The sequence below is a fragment of the Burkholderia sp. RS01 genome, assembly GCF_039748055.1.
Lineage (GTDB): Bacteria > Actinomycetota > Actinomycetes > Actinomycetales > Micrococcaceae > Arthrobacter.
The window spans coordinates 272,278-291,790 of record NZ_JBDLAK010000001.1; the positions used below are offsets into that span (position 1 = coordinate 272,278).

The window sequence follows — 19,513 nt, forward strand, 5'->3', positions numbered from 1 at the left end:
AAACAGGATTCTGGCTGCGGTGCTGATTCCGCTGACCCTGCTGACGCTCGCAGCCATGGCGGCGCTGTGGCCGTCCGGCAGCCGCGAGGGCCTGACCCTCGCCAATCCGTATGCCGCTGCCCCCGGCGTCAGCTTTGACACCGGCCGGATCCAGCGGGTCGTCACGGAGGGCTGCAGCCAGGCGACGGCGCAGAACCCGCAACAGGGTTCCCAGGGCGGCGCCCAGGACGGCGGCGGCTCCCAGTGCACGTTCGCCTTCACCGAGCCGGACAAGGGCGGCAACCCGGTCAAGGTGGTGATCAACCCTGACATCGCCAAATCCCACGGCGTGCGGGTTGGCGACAACATCCGCTACCTCAACCTCTCCAACGCCCAGGGCGCGTCCGCTGCCCAGGGTTCGCCGGCCTACATCTTCGTGGACTTTGTCCGGACCATGCCCATCATCCTGCTGGCTGTCCTCTACGCCCTGGTGGTGGTGGCGGTGGCGCGCTGGCGCGGACTCCGCGCCCTGATCGGCCTCGTCGGCGCCTACTTTGTGCTGGTGAGCTTCATGCTGCCCGGGCTCGTCGAGGGGAAGCCGCCGCTCCTGCTGGCGCTGGTGGGATCCACGGTGATCATGATCGGCGTCCTGTATTTCGCGCACGGTTTCTCGGCGCGGACGTCCACCGCCCTGCTGGGAACCATATTCGGGCTGGGCATCACGGCGCTGCTTGCGGCCTGGGCAACGGACGCGGCAAACCTCGCCGGGGTGGGGAACCACGATGCCGCCACGCTGACCAATATCTCGGGCAGTATCTCCATTTCCGGCATCATCCTGTGCGGGCTCATCATTTCCGGCCTTGGCGTCCTGAACGACGTCACCATCACGCAGTCCTCGGCGGTCTGGGAACTGTACGAACTGGCGCCGGCCACCAGCGCCCGCAAGCTGTTCACGTCCGCGATGAGGATCGGCCGGGACCACATCGCCTCCACCGTGTACACCATTGCCTTCGCATACGCCGGCGCGGCCTTGCCCGTCCTCATCATCGTGATGCTCTACGACCGCCCGCTCGGCGAGGCGCTCACCAGCGCCGAACTGTCCGAGGAGGTCATCCGCACCCTGGTGGGATCGATCGGCCTGGTGCTGGCCATTCCCGTCACCACGCTCATCGCCGTCCTCGTGGTCAAGGCCACCGGCATCCGCACCGGCGGCCAGGCTGCCGTGACGCCCGACGACGTCGAGGACACCGGAGCGCTGGCGGCTGCGGCGGCGGTCGCCGGGGAAACCCGGACGGCGGACGAGGCGTTCGGCCCGGCGTCCGAGACCCGGCGCGGCAGGCGGGCCGCCCAGCGCGGCTGAACGCCGCCGTCGGCGGTTCCTGCTCGATTTGCCCGTCTTTGAGACAATGGACGGGTGACTGTTGTAGCAACGCCTCCCGCCCCCAAGCTGGAACTTCCGCCGCTGAAACTCGGCCCCATCACCGTGGACACCCCGGTGGTGCTGGCACCCATGGCCGGAATCACCAACACCGCCTTCCGCAGGCTCTGCCGTGAATACGGCGGCGGCATGTACGTGGCGGAGATGGTCACCTCCCGCGCACTGGTGGAACGCACGCCGGAGTCGCTGCGCATCATTTCGCACGACGACGACGAGAAAGTCCGTTCCGTGCAGCTCTACGGCGTGGACCCCGTCACGGTGGGGCAGGCCGTGCGCATGCTCGTTGACGAGGACCGCGCGGACCACATCGACCTCAACTTCGGCTGCCCCGTGCCCAAGGTCACCAGGCGCGGCGGCGGCTCGGCCCTGCCGTGGAAGATCGACCTCTTCACCGCCATCGTGCAGACCGCGGTGAAGGAAGCGTCCAAGGGCGGCATCCCGCTGACCATCAAGATGCGCAAGGGCATCGACGACGACCACCTGACGTACCTCGACGCCGGCCGCATCGCCCGCGATGCCGGGGTTGCCGCCGTCGCGCTCCACGGCCGCACGGCCGCACAGTTCTACTCCGGCCAGGCCGACTGGTCAGCGATCGCCCGCCTGCGCGAGGCCCTCCCGGACATCCCCGTGCTGGGCAACGGCGACATCTGGTCCGCGGAGGACGCCGTGCGCATGGTCCGCGAAACGGGCGTCGACGGCGTAGTGGTGGGCCGCGGCTGCCAGGGCCGCCCGTGGCTCTTCGGCGACCTGCAGGCCGCCTTCGAAGGAAGCGATGAGCGGCACCGCCCGGGCCTGCGCCAGGTGGCCGAAGGCGTGTACCGCCACGCCGAACTCATGGTGGAGACCTTCGGCAACGACGAATACAAGGCCCTGCGCGAAATCCGAAAGCACATGGCCTGGTACTTCAAGGGCTACGTCGTGGGCGGCGAACTGCGCGCCAAGCTGGCCACCGTGCCCACCCTGGAGGTGCTGCGCGAACTGCTGGACCAGCTGGACATGGACCTGCCCTACCCGGGCGCCGATTCGGAAGGCCCGCGCGGCCGCGCCGGTTCGCCCAAGAAGCCGGCGCTGCCCAAGGACTGGCTGCTGAGCCGGCAGATGGACGCAGAGCAGACCCGCGACATCTCCGCCGCGGAACTGGACGTGTCCGGTGGGTGAAAGCCAGCTCGCCGAGAGCCAGTTGGTCCCCGCCCGCGGGCCGTCCCAGCCCCTGCCCGGCTACGGGCCCCACGATTCGGCCCGCTGGGTGGAGGAACCGCCCAAAAACACCTACCGGTCCGACTTTGAGCGTGACCGGGCCCGCGTGCTGCACTCCTCGGCCCTGCGCCGGCTCGGTGCCAAGACCCAGGTGGTGGCGCCGGACACGGACGACTTTGTCCGGACCCGGCTGACGCACAGCCTCGAGGTGGCGCAGGTGGGCCGTGAGCTCGGACGTGCCTTGGGCTGCGACCCCGACGTCGTGGACACCGCCTGCCTCAGCCACGACCTCGGACACCCGCCGTTCGGCCATAACGGCGAGTCGGCGCTGAACGAGATGGCGCACGCAATCGGCGGCTTCGAAGGCAACGCCCAGACGCTCAGGCTGCTCAGCCGGCTCGAGCCGAAGGTCATGGACCCGGCCGGCCTGCCGGCCGGCCTGAACCTCACGCGGGCGAGCCTGGATGCAGCGGCCAAGTACCCGTGGTCCGCCCTGGACGCCCCGGTGATCCATGGCCAGCGCACTAGCAAGTTCGGCGCCTACGAGGACGATCTGCCCATCTTCAACTGGATCCGGGAGGGGGCGCCGGAGCGCCGCTCGTGCCTCGAGGCCCAGGTCATGGACCTCGCCGACGACATTTCCTATTCCGTCCACGACGTCGAGGACGCCATCGTCGCCGGCCATTTCCAGCTGCGCTGGATGGACAACCCGGACCACCGGGCACGCGTGGTGGGCTACGCCAAGCAGTGGTACCTGCCCCACAACGATCCCGCGGCCATCGACGCCGCCCTCGCCCGGCTGGAGGCCACCGACGTCTGGGTGCGCGAGGCCGACGGCAGCCGCAAGTCCATGGCGGCGCTCAAGGACATGACCAGCCAGCTGATCGGCCGGTTCTGCCAAAGCGCACTGGAGACCACCCGCGCCGTCTACGGCCCGGAAAGACTGACACGCTACCGGGCCGAACTCATGGTCCCGGACGAGACCGTCATGGAAATCGCCGTGATGAAGGGCCTGGCCACCACGTTCGTCATGACCACGGACCACCGCCAGCCCATCTACGAACGCCAGCGTGAGGTCCTGCACGCCCTCGTGACGTCCCTGAACGCCTCCGGGGACCGGCACCTGGAACCGATGTTCGCCGCCGACTGGCGGGATGCGGCCGACGACGGCGCGCGGCTCCGCGTGGTCATCGACCAGGTGGCGTCGCTGACGGACGGCTCCGCGCTGGCCATGTACGAACGGCTGGTCGGCAGCCTGCCGTCCCTGTGGTGACGGAGGCCACTGTCTGCGCTTCGTTGTCGGCCCCCGGGACTAGGATGGCTTCGTGGCCGGCCTGATCAAACGTGAAGATATCGATGAAGTACGCCAGCGCACGGACATCAAGGAAGTAGTCGACGGGTACGTCACGCTCAAGGGTGCCGGGCTGGGTTCGTTCAAGGGCCTGTGCCCGTTCCACGATGAGCGCTCGCCGTCGTTCACCGTCCGCCCCCAGGTGGGGCGCTACCACTGCTTCGGCTGCGGCGAGGACGGCGACGTCATCGCGTTCGTGCAGAAGCTGGACCACACCTCCTTCCACGAGGCCGTGGAGAAGCTGGCCGCCCGGATCGGCTACGAGCTGCGCTACGAGGACGGCGGCACCGGCCCGAACCGCGAGGAGGTGGGCAAGCGCCAGCGGCTCCTGGACGCCCACAAGGTGGCCGATGAATTCTTCCGCTCGCAGCTGCTGACACAGGGCGCCGCCGAGGGCCGGAAGTTCCTGCAGCTCCGGGGATTCGACCGCGCGGCGGCGGATCAGTTCGGCGTCGGCTACGCGCCGCAGGGCTGGGACGCGCTGCTGAAACACCTCCGCGGCCGCGGTTTCACGGATGCCGAGCTGAAACTGACGGGCATGTTTTCCGAAGGCAACCGGGGCATCTACGACCGCTTCCGCGGCCGCCTCATCTGGCCCATCCGGGACATCGCCGGGGACACCATCGGCTTCGGCGCGCGCAAGCTCTACGAGGATGACCAGGGCCCCAAATACCTGAACACCCCGGAAACCACCCTGTACAAGAAGTCCCAGGTCCTGTACGGCATCGACCTCGCCAAGCGAAGCATCGCCAAGGAGCGCCAGCTGGTGGTCGTGGAGGGCTACACGGACGTCATGGCCTGCCACCTCGCGGGGATCCCGACGGCGGTGGCCACCTGCGGCACAGCGTTCGGCGCCGACCACATCAAGATCGCCCGCCGGCTGCTGTCCGACGACGGCACCGGGGGAGAGGTCATCTTCACCTTCGACGGCGACGCCGCCGGCCAGAAGGCGGCCCTGCGGGCCTTCGAGGAGGATCAGCGCTTCGTCGCCCAGACATACGTTGCCGTGGAGCCGACCGGCGCGGACCCCTGCGACCTGCGCCAGACCCGGGGTGACGCAGCTGTCCGCGAACTGATCGCCACACGCCGGCCGCTCTTTGAATTCGCCATCCGGGCGGCCTTGAAGAGGCACAACCTGGACACCGTGGAAGGCCGCGTGGCCGCGCTGCGGGAATCCGCACCGGTGGTGGCCCAGATCCGCGACGCCGGCATCCGCCCCGCGTACACGCGGGAGCTGGCCGGATGGCTGGGAATGTCCATCGAGGACGTAGGCGGCGCGGTTGCCGCGGCCGCCAAGCGCGGCGCCCAGGGCGCCCCGCATAACTCTGCTCCCGGCGTTGCCCCGCTCCCGGCGTCGGGCGTCCTCCCGTCCTTCAACCGTCCTGATCCGCGGGACCCGGTGGCCTCCATGGAGCGCCAGGCGCTGGAGGTGGCCCTCCAGGAGCCGGCAATGCTGGGCGGCGGCATCTGGGAGCGGTTTGCGGCCGTCCGGTTCGCCACTCCGGCCTACCAAGCCATCCACGATGCCATCCGTGCCACGGGGCACGGCTTCATCGGCGATCCTGTGCAGTGGGTGGAGAAGCTGCGCCAGGAGGTTCCGGAGCCGTTGCAGCCGCTGGTCTCCGAGCTCGCCGTGGTCCCGCTGCCGGCCAACACCGCCGAGGGCGTGCTCAAATACTGCCGGGACATCCTGGCGAGGCTCTTCGAGCTGCAGATCACGCGCGTGAAGGCGGAAAAGATGGGACAGCTGCAACGGCTGGATGCCAGCGCCCAGCCGGAGGAATTCCAGCGGCTGAACCGCGAACTTATGATGCTGGAAATGGAGCGCCGCTCGCTCCGCTCGGACGCCTAAACCGCCCTGCGAGGAGGCCCGGCCCGGGGCCGATTTCGTTTCCCGGCAGGGTCTTTGCTAGGCTTATACCCGCTTCATTCCTCCTTAGCTCAATTGGCAGAGCATTCGACTGTTAATCGAAGGGTTGCTGGTTCAAGTCCAGCAGGAGGAGCGCACAGTCCCCGTTCCGGGCCTCCGGAACGGGGACTTTTTCATACCCGGGCGGGGTATTTCGCCGCCCTGTTCCGCCGATTTCCCATAGCGGCGGAACCTTTGCTAATGTCATACCTGCTTCATTCCTCCTTAGCTCAATTGGCAGAGCATTCGACTGTTAATCGAAGGGTTGCTGGTTCAAGTCCAGCAGGAGGAGCAAGTAACAGCCCCCGGCCTCATGAGGCCGGGGGCTGTTGTCTTAAGTAGCGATTCAGACGAAGTCCATCTCCACCTGGAGGAACCTCTCGGCCTCGGCCACGGCCTCGGCGAAGGCCTCCCTTTCTGTGGGCGACTTCCGGGGCTCCCGCGGGTGCCATTCGTGCGGAGAGGAATGGACGCGCGTGAACCCGCCGTCGGGCGGGGCGTAGAAGATGCCGAAGCGCTGAACCGGCCATTCCGGGGACGTCTCCGGGGCCACCAGCAGGGCCGCATTGAATGCCGGGTTGAACCACTGGGCTATGGGCCGCCGTCGGTCTTCAGTGAAAAGTCCCGCCGCATAGAGAGCTGCCGACTGCGCACTGGTCTGTGTGCACAGCCGGTCCCACCACAACGGCAGTATGCCGGCGTCGCAGCGCTGCCACGTGGCCGGAAGTGGAGGATGATCCTGCCAGTGAGGCACGTAACAACTTTATCGCGCACGGGGCCGCGCCGAAAAGATGGCCGCAGCAGCTGGCCGTAAGGGAGAGCGGGCGCTCAGTGCCGGGTCCCTCGCCGGTTCCCAAAGCGGGTTCAGAGCCGGCTCAGGGCCGGTTCCATGGCCCCGGATTGAGGCGGTACAGCAGCGCCGAACCCGCCACGGCACCAAGGATGATGCCCATCGCAGGGTTCCCCACGGCCCTGCCGGCGAAGTACCCTGCCACCGCTCCGAGGATCGCTCCAACGAACAGTCCGCGGCGGTTGCGGTGCGGTTTGCGGGTCATGCTGCCAGCCTACTGGCTGCGTGCTGCCAGGGGCCTAGTGGATGGACGGGACGGTCCTGGGCCGGACCACGAGCCACAGGGCCGCGGCGGCGAGGAAAATGCAGCAGGCCTGGACGGCGCCCATGGGAGTGGCGGAACTGCCGCCCAGCCAGCCCACCACGGGCGAGATGACGCCGGCCATCATGAACGTGGAGGCGCCCAGCAGCGATGCCGCAGTGCCGGCCTGCGCGCCGTGGCTGGACAGTGCCAGGACCTGCACGCTCGGGAAGGTGAAGCCCGTACCGAGGATGTAGAACCACAGCGGCACCATTACGCCCCAGAGCCCGAACCCCAGCTGGTCGAAGATGACGATCAGGACGGCCATCAGGAACATCCAGGCGGTGGAGCCGGCGAGGATCCACTGCGGGGGCACGCGGCGGATGAGCCTGGAGCTGGTCTGGACTCCGGCCACGATGCCGAGGGAGTTCACGCCGAACAGCAGGCCGTACTGCTGCGGCGTGAATCCGTAGATGTCTTGGAACAGGAACGGGGACGCGGAGAGGTATGTGAACAGCCCGGCGAAGTTCATGCCGCCGAGCATCAGCAGGCCAACGAAGATCCGGTCGGAGAAGAGCGCACGGTAGCGCTGCCGCGCCGTCAGGCCCGACTGGCCGCGCTTCTCCCGCGGCAGTGTCTCGCGGACCAGGAACATTGCGGCGACGATGACCACGGTGCCGTAGCACGCCAGGAACGCGAAGATGCCAGGCCACGGCATCACCAGGAGCAGCTGCGATCCGATGACGGGCGCCAGGATGGGGGCCAGCCCGTTGACCAGGGCCATGCGTGAGAACATCCGGACCATGGCGTAGCCGCTGAAGAGGTCGCGCACCATGGCCATGGCCACGACGCCGCCGCCCGCTGCGCCAATGCCCATCAGGACACGGAAGAGGCCCAGGCTGGCAATGTCCGTCGAGAGCGCGGCCCCGACCGAGGCGGCGATGTGCAGGGCCGTTGCCAGGATGAGGGGCATCCTCCTGCCGAACTTGTCGCTGAACGGCCCAACCACCAGTTGTCCCAGCGCAAAGCCGAGTGTTGTGCCGGTCAGGGTGAGCTGGACGGCCGCCTCCGATACTCCCAGGCTCGCCTCCAGCGCCGGGAAGGCCGGCAGGTAGAGGTCCACGGTGAACGGGCCCAGAGCCGTGAGGGCGCCAAGAAGGAGGATGTAGAGGAACTTCTGGCGGCGGCTGAGTGCATCGCCCGGGTTGATGGTGGTCACAGAGACCAATCCTAGGGTGCAAAGATCATACTTTTACAGCGTTGGAGGGCTCGCCGGAAAGTATTTCCAGAAGTTGGGGAAGACCCTGAATGATAGTTTTGTCACCGGGGACGCGCTGAGCAACAGTCCGACCCGGAGAAGCCGAAGAAGAATCAACTATGGAACCAGTTAGGCGGAACCTATGAGCGGGCGTCACAGCGGGCGGGCCAACCAGGGATTGCGTATTACTGCGCTGCCAAAAACGTTGAAACTCATCTTCCAGTTGGCGCCGCGCCAGCTCAACGACGAGATTGCCCTGGCCAAGGTCGAGGTCAAGCGCAAGGGCAAGCAGCTGGGCGTTGCCGGAGCGTTTTTCGGAGTGGCCGCCGTGTTTGCCGCCTTCCTGCTGACCGGCCTGATCGTCGCCGCCATCATGGGACTGGCCACCATCATGCCTGCCTGGCTCGCGGCACTGATCGTATGCGCCGTGTTCCTCATCATTGCCCTCATCGGCGGGCTCGTCGGCCTCCGGAAGTTCAAGCAGGCAATGCCGCTCGTCCCGGAGGACACTATCCGCGGCCTTAAGCATGATCTTGGCATCGCCAAGGAAGGCTCGGACTTCGACCCCGCTGTGCTGGACCCGAACTCGCCGCAGGCCAAGGCTGCCAAGGAAGCCAAGGAGGCTGCCAAGGCCAAGGAGAAGGCAGACAAGGAAGCCAAGGCCGCAGCAGAGGCCATTGACCTGCCCGCCCCCACCGAGCCGGAACTCCGCCGCCGCGTGCACCAGCGCCGTGAACACCTCAAGGGCGTCCGTGACGAGCTTGGCGAGGAGATCGACGTCAAACCCCAGGCCCAGGCCCTCCTTGCTCTTGCCCGGCACCGCCTGGACAACGGCAAGGACAAACTCCGGGAAGGCACGGAGCGGGCGGCCGAAAAGCTTTCGTCACTGTCGTCATCGGCCCGCTCCGGAGAAAACCGGGGCTCCCTGCCGGGGCAGCTGGAAGCCCGCTGGAAGCCGCTGCTCGCCCTCGCCGCATCCGCCGCGGTCCTGCTCGCGCTGCTACGCAAACTGTTCAAGAGCTGAGCGCTGCCCTGAACTTTGACAGGAAGACGCCGCCCGCCATGGAGAGGGGGACCGGATGAGGTTCACCGGCGCTGGTTCCGGGCCCGGCCAGCCGCACGTCGACCGCGATCTGGTCTTCACCATCCCCAACTTCCTCACGGTTCTGCGCTTCATGGGCGTGCCGCTCTTCATCTGGCTGGTGCTTTCCCGGCACGAGTACGGACTGGCTGTTCTGGTGCTGGCCGTCATGGGCGGCACCGACTGGGTTGACGGGTACGTCGCCCGGCGGTTCAACCAAACCTCCAAGCTGGGCCGCGTCCTGGACCCCATTGCCGACCGGCTGGCGCTCATCGCCGTGGCGGTCACACTGGTGATAGCAGAAGTGGTGCAGTGGTGGTACCTGGCCGCACTCCTGGTGCCGGATGCCGTGTTGCTCACCATGTCGCTGTTCTATTTCCACGGCCATCCGGATCTGCCGGTCAGCATGGTGGGCAAGGCCCGCACCGGACTGCTGCTGCTGGGAACTCCGCTCCTGGTGCTTTCGAAACTGGCCATACCCTTTGCTGATGCCTACTTCGTTGCGGCGTGGATCGTGCTCGGCCTGGGGCTGCTCGGCCACTGGGTGGCCGCCTACAACTATTTCTGGGCCATCCGCCGGAAAGGCAAAATGCTTGCTGCTGACGACGGCGGGCACGGCTGATGGTGTGGGTTGCGGTTTTCCTCGCGGTCATGGGCGCATTCTTCCTGGCCTTTGGCGCCCAACGGCAGGGGAGCGCGGTCAAAGCCGACACCGGCGGGCTGGCGCTCAGCTCCAACGGATTCCTGCGCCTGCTGCGGAATCCCCGGTGGGTTTTCGGGCTCCTGCTCTTGTGCATGGGCATGGCGATGAACGCCGTCGCCCTGGTGTCGGCCCCGCTGACCGTCGTGCAGCCAATCGGAGCCATCGCCCTGGTCATCACCACCATCGTGAACACCAAGGACCAGGGGCTGAGCATCAACCGGGCCACGGTGGTGGCGATCACCGCCTGCGTCACGGGCTCGGCACTGTTTGTTCTCCTGGCCGTGTTCGTTACGCAGGAAAACCACCACGTCAGTTCCGCCGACGAGCTCACCATTGTCCTGCTGCTTGCCCTGGCCGTGAGTATCTTCGGCACGCTGGCGGCCATGTTCAAGCACCGCATGAGCGCCTTCATCTACATCCTTGGCGCCGGCGTCCTGTTCGGATTCGTGGCGGTGCTGACCCGGATCATCGGCAAGCACCTCATCGATCCGAACGGTTTGGCCCTGCTGAACGTGCAGTGGTACTCGGTGGTTGCCATCGCAGCGGCAGGAGGCCTGGGGTCCTGGTTCGTGCAGAGCGCCTACTCCACCGGCCCGCCGGACCTGGTGATTGCCGGGCTGACGGTGATTGATCCCATTGTGGGCATCGCGATCGGCATCGCCATCCTGGGAGAGCTGCGTCCGGATGTCCACGCCGTCTTGGCGATTGCCATGGGTACGGCCGCATCCCTTGCTATCGTGGGAGTGATAGCCCTCTCCAGGCACCATCCCGAAGTCACCAAGCGCAAGAAAGACGCTCGGAAGGCTGCAGGCAGGGCATCCCACTAGCCGATTTTTCACTGCGGGCCAGGCGCCAACGCGCCAGCGGCCACCAGGTGCGGTCTGTCAAAGCCAACCGCACCGTGACCATCAGGAGCTCTCCACGTGACCATGCCCGATGCCCAGCGTCCACTGACCGTCCTCATTGCGGCGGACACCTATCCGCCCCACGTCAACGGCGCAGCACAGTTCGGCTACAGGCTGGCCCTGGGAATGACGGCCCGCGGACACAACGTCCACGTTCTCGCCTGCCGGCCGGACAAGGGTAAAAGCTTCACCGAAATCCGCAAGGAAGCCACCGTCCACCGGCTTCGCTCGCACGGTGTCTTCACGCACGAGTATTTCCGGATCTGCTTCCCGTGGGAGATCAAGAAGGAGATCAGCCTGCTGTTCGACAAGGTTCAGCCGGACGTAGTGCACATCCAGAGCCACTACATGATCGGCGAGCACGTGCTCTACGAAGCCGCGAAGCGCGGTATCCGGATCGTGGCCACCAACCATTTCATGCCCGAGAACCTCAACCCGTTCCTGCCGTTCCCGCAGTGGTTCAAGGACATCATCGGGAAAATATCCTGGAAGGACATGGGCAAGGTGATGGGCCAGGCGGATGTCGTGACCACGCCTACCCCGCTGGCCGCCAAGGCCATGCACCAGCACGCCTTCCTGCGCAAGGTGCTGCCGCTGTCCAACGGCATCGACTCCGCTGCCTACGAGCTCAGGCCGGACGAGGTCATTGAGCCGCACGCTCATCCCACCGTCCTTTTTGCGGGCCGGCTGGCGGAAGAGAAGCACGTTGATGTGCTGATCAAAGCCGTGGCGGCCAGCCCCGCGGACCTGAACGTGCACCTGGAGATCGTGGGCGGAGGGGAAGTCCGGTCTGCGCTTGAGGCGCTCGTGGAGCGGCTCGGCCTGCAGGACCGGGTCAGGTTCCTGGGCCTGGCCAGCGACGAGGACCTGCGCAAGGCGTACATCAGGGCGGACATCTTCTGCATGCCGGGAACCGCGGAGCTGCAGTCGCTGGTGACCCTTGAAGCGATGTCAGCCTCCACACCTGTGCTCCTGGCCGACGCCATGGCCCTTCCCCACCTGGTGCGGGACGGTGAGAACGGCTATCTGTTCACGCCCAACGACAGCGCGGACCTGGCGGAGAAGCTGACGCGGATCCTGCGCCTGCCGGCCGAGGAGCGGAAGGCCATGGGTCACGCCAGCCGCTGCATGGTGGAGCCCCACAGCATCCAGGGGACCCTTCAGACCTTCGAGGACCTGTACCGTGGCGCGAGCTACGACGACAAGGTGGTCTAAGGCCAAGGTGGTCTAGAGCCGGCCGCCAGTTTGCTAGAGTGTTTTTGCCCTGCAGATGGCGGACCCCGGTGAGGGGCCGCAGCATCCGGGGCGTGGGGCTATAGCTCAGCTGGTTAGAGCGCGGGACTCATAATCCTAAGGTCCTCGGTTCAAGTCCGAGTAGCCCTACCCGAAAAGTGCCCCTGAGCCGCGGAAACGCGGCTCGGGGGCACTTTCATTGTGATGCCGGCCCGTGAAAGCGTCGGGCGAGGTTCCGACGGCCGTTCTTCCGTTGGAGGATCCGTCGGTGGTTACCGGTCGGGACGGCGGAGATGGTGCCTAAGCTTGCGCCATGAATATCGATCCGGACGCGGCAGGATTGCTCGCCCAAGTCATCCCCTCCCTCTTGGTCTTCCTGGCCCTTGAAGACAGGTTGTCTCCCGCGAACGTGCCTCGTCGGAAGGTGCGGAGAAGGCTGTCGAAGTGGCGGGAAGTGGCAGTCATCATGAACCTGGCTGCCCTCTTTCTTTGCCTGATCATCGTGGTGACAGGGTTGGAAAGCGCCGGAGTGAGCTGGTTCATTGGCGTCAGCGTCGGTTACCTGGTGGCGGTCCTGGCGCTGCTTTTCGCGGCCATGTTCGGAAAGGAAGAAGGGCGGGGCCTGAAGAGGTTGCAGTAGTCACATGCCAGTGGCCGCACGCGGGTGTGCTCCGCGGGCTTTGTTTCCCAGGGCAACTGCGGTAAGTTACTCACCAGTAACATACTGCTGACGCAAGGCGCGGCCGTCAGGCCGGTGCTGATCACCCGCGAAGGAACATCATGTCCACAGCTGCGACCGACATTAACGACCTGCCCTACGCCGACGGCGACTTCTTCGCCTTCGAGCAGCTGCTCAACGGCAAAGAACAGGACCGGCTAGTCGAGATCCGCTCCTTCCTGGCCCGCGAGGTGAAGCCCATTGCGGTGGACTGCTGGAACCGGGGCGAGTTTCCGATGGAGCTGATCCCGAAGCTCGCCGAGATCGACCTCGTCAGCCCGGTGCGCCGCCAGGGCTACTCCAACCTCTTCGCTGGCATCGTGCACGCCGAGGTCACGCGCGCGGACACGTCCATTGCCACATTCATGGGTGTCCACGACGGACTCTTCACTGGGTCCATCGAGGCGCTCGCCTCCCGCGAGCAGCAGGACGCCTGGCTGCCGGACATCTACGCACTCAGGAAGATCGGTGCCTTCGGCCTCACGGAACCCCTGGGCGGCTCCGACGTCGCCGGCGGAACGCGCACTACGGCCCGGCGCGAGGGTGACCAGTGGATTCTCAACGGCGCAAAGCGCTGGATCGGGAACGCGACCTTCTCCGACTGGGTAGTCATCTACGCCAAAGACGTGGCTGACAACCAGGTGAAGGCATTCCTCGTGGACAGCACGCTGCCCGGGTTCAGCGCCACCAAGATCGAGAACAAGATATCGCTGCGGACCGTGCAGAACGCGGACATCACGCTCAAGAATGTGGCCGTTCCGGAGTTCTTCAAACTCGCCCATGCCAACAGCTTCCGCGACACCAACAAGGTCCTGAAGGTCACCCGCCTCGCAGTGGCGTGGCAGGCCGTGGGCCAGCAGCTTGCCGCCTTTGACGTCGCCCGGCGCTACGCGGTGGAGCGCCACCAATTCGGACGCCCCCTCGCGTCGTTCCAGCTGGTGCAGAGCCAGCTGGTCCAGATGCTGGGCAACACCGTCAGCTCCATGGGCATGATGGTGCGGCTGTCGCAGCTCGAAGACGCGGGCCAGGCCAAGGATGAGCAGTCTGCTCTGGCCAAGGCGTTCACCACCGCCCGGATGCGCGAGAGCGTGGCCATTGGCCGCAGCCTGCTCGGCGGAAACGGCATCGTGACCGACTTTGAGATGGCCAAGATCTTCGCCGACGCAGAGGCCATCTACTCCTACGAGGGCACCCATGAGGTCAACACGCTGGTGACCGGCCGTGCCATCACCGGCATCTCGGCCATCGTCTAGCCCCACGTGTAGTCCCGGCCGCAATCCCGCCCGATCCCGCCCGATCCCGCCCGACCCCGCCGGGTCAGTCGGGAGGCCGTCCGTCCAGGGGCAGCAGGACCGACGGCCGCAGGTCCAGGACGAATTCCAGCGGGTTAACGTACTCGTCGCCCCGGCGCACGCCCCAGTGAACGCAGGGCGTCGGGCCGCAGTGCCCGGCAAGAAGCGTGCCCAGGAGCTGCCCCTTGGCCACGGCGTCGCCTTTCGCCAGCGTGCTCGCCACGGGTTCGAAGCTGCTGCGCAGGCCGTTGCCGTGGTCCACGGTGATGACGGGCCGGTCCACCACGACGCCCACAAAGCTCACGGTGCCGGACTCCGGCGCGGTGACCGGTCCGCCGTCGGATGCGGACTTCAGGTCCACGCCCCGGTGGCCACTGAGCCACGGCTTGTCCGGCGGGTCAAAGGCCCGCAGGACCGCCGGCCGGGGAGTCAGCGGCCAGCTCCACGAGCCCGCCGCCGGCAGCGGAGCACGGAGGCTGACGGGGGCAGCCGGAGCGCCGGCGGCAGGCGCGGTTGCCGGTGCTGTTGCGGCAGCCGCGAGGAACAGGAGGGCGATGAGCGCGGGGGCTTTCATTCACCCAGCTTCGCCGCCGGGACCGGCGGCCGGAACCGCCTCTTCGGCGTATGTGGAAAACGCCGCCGGCGGCCCCGGAACTGGTGCTTTTGCCACGTGCCCCTGTAGTACACTTGGTGGAGCAGTTTGCTGTGCCCTCAACGTATTCCAGTCTCTGGGGTAGCGTCAGCACGCCCCATTCAGGAGTGCGGGGGAGCAGCAGCTGACTACGCGTATCCAGCCCTCCAAAACCGGAAGCCGATGCTTCCCGCCGAGGAGGATTGTGCCTCTTGCGGTCAGGCCGGCAACGGTCCTGATGAGAAGCGCAATGGATGCCAGGAGCTTGGCCCGCCTGGGCGAAGCTAAATAACCGTCAACTATTGGCAGGGTAAGAGCGGCCCATGGGCTCTCTCATGAATGACCTGCCGGAAGGAGCGTCGGCATGCCCGTCGTAACTATGCGCCAGCTGCTTGACAGCGGCGTCCACTTTGGACACCAGACCCGTCGTTGGAACCCGAAGATGAAGCGTTTCATCTTCACGGAGCGCAACGGCATCTACATCATTGACCTTCAGCAGTCGCTGTCCTACATCGACCGCGCCTACGAGTTCGTGAAGGCCACCGTCGCACACGGCGGAACCGTACTCTTCGTCGGCACCAAGAAGCAGGCTCAGGAAGCAATTGCCGAGCAGGCCACCCGTGTTGGCCAGCCGTACGTCAACCAGCGTTGGCTCGGCGGTATGCTGACCAACTTCCAGACGGTTGCCAAGCGTATCCAGCGCATGAAGGAACTCGAAGAGATCGACTTCGACGACGTCGCCGGTTCCGCTTACACCAAGAAGGAACTGCTGCTCCTTCGCCGCGAACTCACCAAGCTTGAGTCCAACCTCGGCGGTATCCGCAACCTGACCAAGGCACCCTCCGTGCTCTGGATCGTGGACACCAAGAAGGAACACCTGGCCGTTGACGAAGCCAAGAAGCTCAACATCCCCGTTGTGGCCATCCTGGACACCAACTGCGACCCGGACGAAGTCGACTTCCCGATCCCCGGCAACGACGACGCCATCCGCTCCGTGAACCTCCTGACCCGCGTTGTCGCTGACGCTGTTGCAGAGGGCCTCATCGCCCGCAACCAGCGCGCAACCGGCACTGCCGAGACCCCGGAAGAGCCGCTGGCCGAGTGGGAGCGCGAACTCCTCGAGGGCAGCAAGTCCGAGGAAGCTCCGGCAGCCGCCGAAGCACCGGCCGCTGAAGCTGCTCCTGCTGAAGATGCTGCCGCTGCAGAGGAAGCCCCGGCCGCTGCCGAGGCTACCGACGCCGAGAAGTAAACAACTCCACCGGGATTTCCCGGCTCTGTCCGCAGTGCCGGGGTAACTGACAGGATGGCGGCTCACCAGGTGAGCTGCCGTCCTGTCGGTCCGTACACCACATAAATTTTCTAGACAGAGGGGTTCACATGGCGAACTACACTGCCGCTGATATCAAGGCTCTGCGCGAGCGCACCGGCGCCGGCATGATGGATGTCAAGAAGGCTCTCGACGAAGCCAACGGCGACGCCGAGAAGGCCATCGAGATCATCCGCATCAAGGGCCTGAAGGGCGCTACCAAGCGCGAAGGCCGCTCCACTGCTGAAGGCCTGGTTGCTGCCAAGGTCGACGGCGGCGTGGGCGTAATGATCGAGGTCAACTGCGAGACCGACTTCGTCGCCAAGGCTGACAAGTTCATCCAGCTGGCCGACAAGGTCCTCGCCATCGCCGTCGAGTCCGGCGCCGCCGACCTCGAGACCCTGCTCGCCACCGACGTGGACGGCAAGCCGCTGTCCGAGGTCGTTGTCGAAGAGGGCGCTGTCCTCGGCGAGAAGGTAGTGGTCCGCCGCATCTCCCGCATCGAGGGCGCCACGGTCGACGCTTACCTGCACAAGACCTCCAAAGACCTCCCGGCCCAGGTCGGCGTTCTGTTCGCTGTTGACGGCGAAGGCGAAGCCGCTGTAACGGCCGCCCACGACGTCGCAGTCCACATCGCAGCCATGGCTCCGAACTACCTCTCCCGCGAAGACGTTCCGGCTGAACTCGTTGAGTCCGAGCGCCGCATCGCCGAAGAGACGGCCAAGGCCGAGGGCAAGCCCGAAGCCGCCATGACCAAGATCGTGGAAGGCCGCGTTACGGGCTTCTACAAGGGTGAAGTCCTGGTTGACCAGGCTTTCGCCAAGGATGCCAAGAAGTCTGTGGCGCAGGTCCTCGAAGAGGCCGGCGTCAAGGGAACCGCCTTCACGCGTTTCCGCGTCGGCTCCTAGTCAGACACGCAAGGGGGTGGTCACTTCGGTGGCCGCCCCTTTTGCATGCACGGGCCAGGCGGGAATATGAGCTTTGGCCGTGCAGCACGATAATCTAGCTCAGAGTTCACCAACGGGAAGGCACCATGGAAGCCGTCAAAACTTCAGTCCAGTCAGAGAAGAACAGGCGCCGGGTCCTCCTGAAGCTGTCCGGTGAGGTCTTCGGAGGAGGCAAGCTGGGCGTTGACCCGGACACCGTCCGGGGAGTCGCCAAGCAGATCGCCGCAGCCGTTCCCGACGTCGAGGTTGCCATTGTCGTGGGTGGCGGAAACTTCTTCCGCGGAGCCGAACTCTCCCAGAGCGGCATGGACCGGTCGCGTGCCGACTACATGGGCATGCTGGGAACCGTCATGAACTGCCTCGCCCTGCAGGACTTCCTGGAGCAGGCCGGCGTCGAGACCCGGGTCCAGAGCGCCATCACCATGGGCCAGGTCGCCGAGGCCTACATTCCCCGCCGTGCCATCCGCCACATGGAGAAGAACCGCGTCGTGATCTTCGGCGCCGGGGCCGGGCTGCCCTACTTCTCGACCGACACCGTGGCCGCCCAGCGCGCCCTCGAGGTCCACGCGGACGTGGTGCTGATGGCCAAGAGCGGCGTGGACGGCGTGTACACGGCCGATCCGAAGAAGGACCCGAGCGCGGAGAAGCTGGAAAAGCTCAGCTACGACGACGCCCTCCGCCGCGACATCCGGGTCATGGACCAGACCGCGATGACCATGTGCAAGGACAACAACCTGTCCATGGTGGTCTTCGGCATGGAAGGCGAAGGCAACGTCACGCGCGCCATCCGCGGCGAACAGCTGGGAACGCTGGTCACCCCCTAGTTACAGCTAGGATATTTTTAGGAAGGTTCCGCCCATCGGGCGGAACCCGGATTGTGAAATGCCCCGGTCCGCCGGGAACCAATTTCTGAGGAGAGATCGTGATCGAAGAAACCTTGCTCGAAGCCGGGGACAAGATGGACAAGGCGGTTGAGGTAGCCAAGGAAGACTTCGCCTCGATCCGGACCGGCCGGGCAACCCCGGGCCTGTACAACAAGGTGATGGTGGAGTACTACGGCACCCCCACGCCGCTCCAGCAGCTGGCCTCCTTCGCGGTTCCCGATGCCCGCACCATCCTCATCACCCCGTACGACAAGACTGCCCTGCGCGACATCGAACGGGCCCTCAGCGATTCGGAGGTCGGCGCGAACCCGTCCAACGACGGCAACGTCATCCGCATCACCATCCCGGAGCTCACGAAGGAACGCCGCAAGGAGTACGTCAAGATCGTGAAGTCCAAGGGTGAGGACGCCAAGATCTCGATCCGGAACATCCGGCGCAAGGCCAAGGAAACCCTGGACAGGCTCGTCAAGGACGGCGAAGCAGGGGAGGACGAAGGCAGCCGCGGTGAAAAGGAACTCGATGCCATGACCAAGCAGCACGTCGACGGCATCGACGAACTGCTCAAGCGCAAGGAAGCTGAGCTGCTCGAAGTCTGATGGGCCAGGCACAGCAGGCCCCCGGAGCCCGGGCGCGATCGCGGACCCGCCAGCCGAGGCCTAACCCGACCCCCGGGGCCGGACGCAACCTGCCGGCGGCAACCGCCGTCGGATTGGCCATGCTCTTTGCCGTGCTGGGCGGCCTGCTGTTCCTGCCGCTGGGGTTCGTCGCCGTCACCACTACCTTTGCCATTTTCGGCGTGTGGGAAATCTTCCGTGCCCTCGAGGCCACCGGCACACGCCTGCCGATCGTCCCCGTGATGGTCGGCACCGTGGCCATGCCGTTCTCCGCCTACTTCGGCGGACCGGAAAGCCTGCTGTTCGCCATGCTGATCAGCAGCGTTGCGGTGCTGCTGTGGCGGTCCGTCGAGAGCGCAACCGGCTCGGCCCGGAGCATCTTCGCCGGCGTCTTCACCCTGGCCTGGGTTCCGTTCCTGATCAGTTTCGCGGCGCTGCCGCTCCACGTGGCGGGCGGTGTGACTCCGATCGGCCCCTGGCCCGGCGGCGTGGTGCCGGAGGGGGCGTGGCAGATCGTCATCCTGCTCCTGCTCGTGGTCTCCAACGACACTTTCGGTTACCTCGTGGGGGCATCCCTCGGCAAGCACCCCATGGCTCCCAAGATCAGCCCCAAGAAATCATGGGAAGGCTTTGCCGGGTCCATGGCCGGCGCCATGCTGATCGGTGTCCTGGCAAGCATCTTCCTGCTGGGCAAGCCGTGGTGGGTGGGCGTGGTCCTGGCCGTCGGCATGGTTGCATCCGCCACCGCCGGCGACCTCGCCGAGTCCATGGTGAAGCGCGAACTGGGCATCAAGGACATGAGCAGCATCCTGCCCGGGCATGGCGGGGTCATGGACCGGCTCGACTCCATTGTGTTCGCGTCCCCGGTGGCGTACATGCTGTTCGTCCTGGTGTCCGGCACCTGACACTCCGGCCCTGAGGCTCCGGCCCTGGGGGTCCGGGTTTGCCGGGCACGGCTCTGCCGGGTCCCCGCCGG

Annotated in this window: 19 protein-coding genes and 3 tRNA genes; 18 read left to right on the forward strand and 4 right to left on the reverse strand. The window is 66.1% G+C overall.

The genetic code is table 11. The features are described 5' to 3' along the window. The first annotated feature begins 19 nt into the window (after positions 1-19). The 6 genes from ABFP37_RS01185 to ABFP37_RS01210 all read left to right on the forward strand — a co-directional run bounded on the left by ABFP37_RS01185 (position 20) and on the right by ABFP37_RS01210 (position 6,166). On the forward strand, positions 20-1,339 hold the full coding sequence (locus tag ABFP37_RS01185; protein WP_347032492.1) for a YibE/F family protein: 1,320 nt from the start codon (positions 20-22) through the stop codon (positions 1,337-1,339). A 54-nt stretch (positions 1,340-1,393) separates the two neighbouring features. Beyond that, positions 1,394-2,575, forward strand: coding sequence for a tRNA dihydrouridine synthase DusB (gene dusB, locus ABFP37_RS01190; RefSeq protein WP_078026362.1), 1,182 nt, complete (start codon positions 1,394-1,396; stop codon positions 2,573-2,575). Continuing rightward, positions 2,568-3,887, forward strand: a complete 1,320-nt coding sequence (locus ABFP37_RS01195) for a deoxyguanosinetriphosphate triphosphohydrolase (RefSeq protein ID WP_347032493.1) — start codon at positions 2,568-2,570, stop codon at positions 3,885-3,887. The genes dusB and ABFP37_RS01195 overlap by 8 nt, the downstream gene beginning before the upstream one ends. A 52-nt stretch (positions 3,888-3,939) precedes the next feature. Then, positions 3,940-5,817, forward strand: a complete 1,878-nt coding sequence (gene dnaG, locus ABFP37_RS01200; protein ID WP_078026363.1) for a DNA primase — start codon at positions 3,940-3,942, stop codon at positions 5,815-5,817. A 78-nt stretch (positions 5,818-5,895) separates the two neighbouring features. Beyond that, positions 5,896-5,968, forward strand: a tRNA-Asn gene (locus ABFP37_RS01205). Between the two features lie 125 nt (positions 5,969-6,093). Beyond that, positions 6,094-6,166 (forward strand) — tRNA-Asn (locus tag ABFP37_RS01210). A gap of 54 nt (positions 6,167-6,220) precedes the next feature. Here ABFP37_RS01210 and ABFP37_RS01215 read toward each other — a convergent pair. From ABFP37_RS01215 to ABFP37_RS01225, 3 genes are all read right to left on the reverse strand, one after another. Further along, complete coding sequence (locus ABFP37_RS01215; protein WP_056629491.1) at positions 6,221-6,628, reverse strand: hypothetical protein; 408 nt, start codon at positions 6,626-6,628, stop codon at positions 6,221-6,223. 121 nt (positions 6,629-6,749) lie between these two features. Continuing rightward, complete coding sequence (locus ABFP37_RS01220; protein ID WP_078026364.1) at positions 6,750-6,929, reverse strand: glycine zipper 2TM domain; 180 nt, start codon at positions 6,927-6,929, stop codon at positions 6,750-6,752. Between the two features lie 34 nt (positions 6,930-6,963). Continuing rightward, a complete protein-coding gene (locus ABFP37_RS01225; RefSeq protein WP_347032494.1) occupies positions 6,964-8,184 on the reverse strand; it encodes a multidrug effflux MFS transporter in 1,221 nt (406 codons plus the stop codon). 181 nt (positions 8,185-8,365) lie between these two features. On the opposite strand from ABFP37_RS01225, the gene ABFP37_RS01230 reads away from it, so the two are divergent. From ABFP37_RS01230 to ABFP37_RS01260, 7 genes are all read left to right on the forward strand, one after another. Beyond that, entirely contained in the window at positions 8,366-9,247 is an 882-nt protein-coding gene (locus ABFP37_RS01230) for a phage holin family protein (RefSeq protein WP_347032495.1), read from the forward strand. Positions 9,248-9,302: 55 nt separating this feature from the next. Next, on the forward strand, positions 9,303-9,926 hold the full coding sequence (locus tag ABFP37_RS01235) for a CDP-alcohol phosphatidyltransferase family protein (RefSeq protein ID WP_347032496.1): 624 nt from the start codon (positions 9,303-9,305) through the stop codon (positions 9,924-9,926). Further along, positions 9,926-10,834: a DMT family transporter gene (locus tag ABFP37_RS01240; RefSeq protein WP_078026368.1), complete on the forward strand. Its 909-nt coding sequence runs from the start codon at positions 9,926-9,928 to the stop codon at positions 10,832-10,834. Before ABFP37_RS01235 ends, ABFP37_RS01240 begins: the two co-directional genes overlap by 1 nt. Before the next feature lie 102 nt (positions 10,835-10,936). Continuing rightward, entirely contained in the window at positions 10,937-12,127 is a 1,191-nt protein-coding gene (locus tag ABFP37_RS01245) for a glycosyltransferase (protein ID WP_347032571.1), read from the forward strand. A gap of 94 nt (positions 12,128-12,221) precedes the next feature. Beyond that, a tRNA-Ile gene (locus ABFP37_RS01250) sits at positions 12,222-12,295 on the forward strand. 163 nt (positions 12,296-12,458) lie between these two features. Further along, on the forward strand, positions 12,459-12,785 hold the full coding sequence (locus tag ABFP37_RS01255) for a hypothetical protein (protein ID WP_347032497.1): 327 nt from the start codon (positions 12,459-12,461) through the stop codon (positions 12,783-12,785). Between the two features lie 140 nt (positions 12,786-12,925). After that, complete coding sequence (locus ABFP37_RS01260; RefSeq protein ID WP_347032498.1) at positions 12,926-14,116, forward strand: acyl-CoA dehydrogenase family protein; 1,191 nt, start codon at positions 12,926-12,928, stop codon at positions 14,114-14,116. A gap of 64 nt (positions 14,117-14,180) precedes the next feature. Here the strand turns inward: ABFP37_RS01260 and ABFP37_RS01265 are convergent, their stop codons facing one another. Continuing rightward, positions 14,181-14,729, reverse strand: coding sequence for a M23 family metallopeptidase (locus ABFP37_RS01265; RefSeq protein ID WP_347032499.1), 549 nt, complete (start codon positions 14,727-14,729; stop codon positions 14,181-14,183). A gap of 421 nt (positions 14,730-15,150) precedes the next feature. On the opposite strand from ABFP37_RS01265, the gene rpsB reads away from it, so the two are divergent. The 5 genes from rpsB to ABFP37_RS01290 all read left to right on the forward strand — a co-directional run bounded on the left by rpsB (position 15,151) and on the right by ABFP37_RS01290 (position 19,442). After that, complete coding sequence (gene rpsB, locus ABFP37_RS01270; RefSeq protein WP_078026373.1) at positions 15,151-16,035, forward strand: 30S ribosomal protein S2; 885 nt, start codon at positions 15,151-15,153, stop codon at positions 16,033-16,035. A 128-nt stretch (positions 16,036-16,163) separates the two neighbouring features. Next, the gene (tsf, locus tag ABFP37_RS01275) at positions 16,164-17,000 is read left to right on the forward strand and encodes a translation elongation factor Ts (RefSeq protein WP_078026374.1); all 837 of its coding nucleotides are present in this window, start codon (positions 16,164-16,166) and stop codon (positions 16,998-17,000) included. A 125-nt stretch (positions 17,001-17,125) separates the two neighbouring features. Beyond that, a complete protein-coding gene (pyrH, locus tag ABFP37_RS01280) occupies positions 17,126-17,863 on the forward strand; it encodes a UMP kinase (protein WP_078026375.1) in 738 nt (245 codons plus the stop codon). Between the two features lie 98 nt (positions 17,864-17,961). Then, positions 17,962-18,519 carry a ribosome recycling factor gene (gene frr, locus ABFP37_RS01285; protein WP_078026376.1) on the forward strand — a complete coding sequence of 186 codons (558 nt, stop codon included), beginning with the start codon at positions 17,962-17,964 and terminating at the stop codon, positions 18,517-18,519. Next, positions 18,519-19,442 (forward strand): phosphatidate cytidylyltransferase, encoded by a 924-nt coding sequence (locus ABFP37_RS01290; RefSeq protein WP_078026377.1) that lies wholly within the window; start codon positions 18,519-18,521, stop codon positions 19,440-19,442. The genes frr and ABFP37_RS01290 overlap by 1 nt, the downstream gene beginning before the upstream one ends. Positions 19,443-19,513 lie beyond the last annotated feature (71 nt).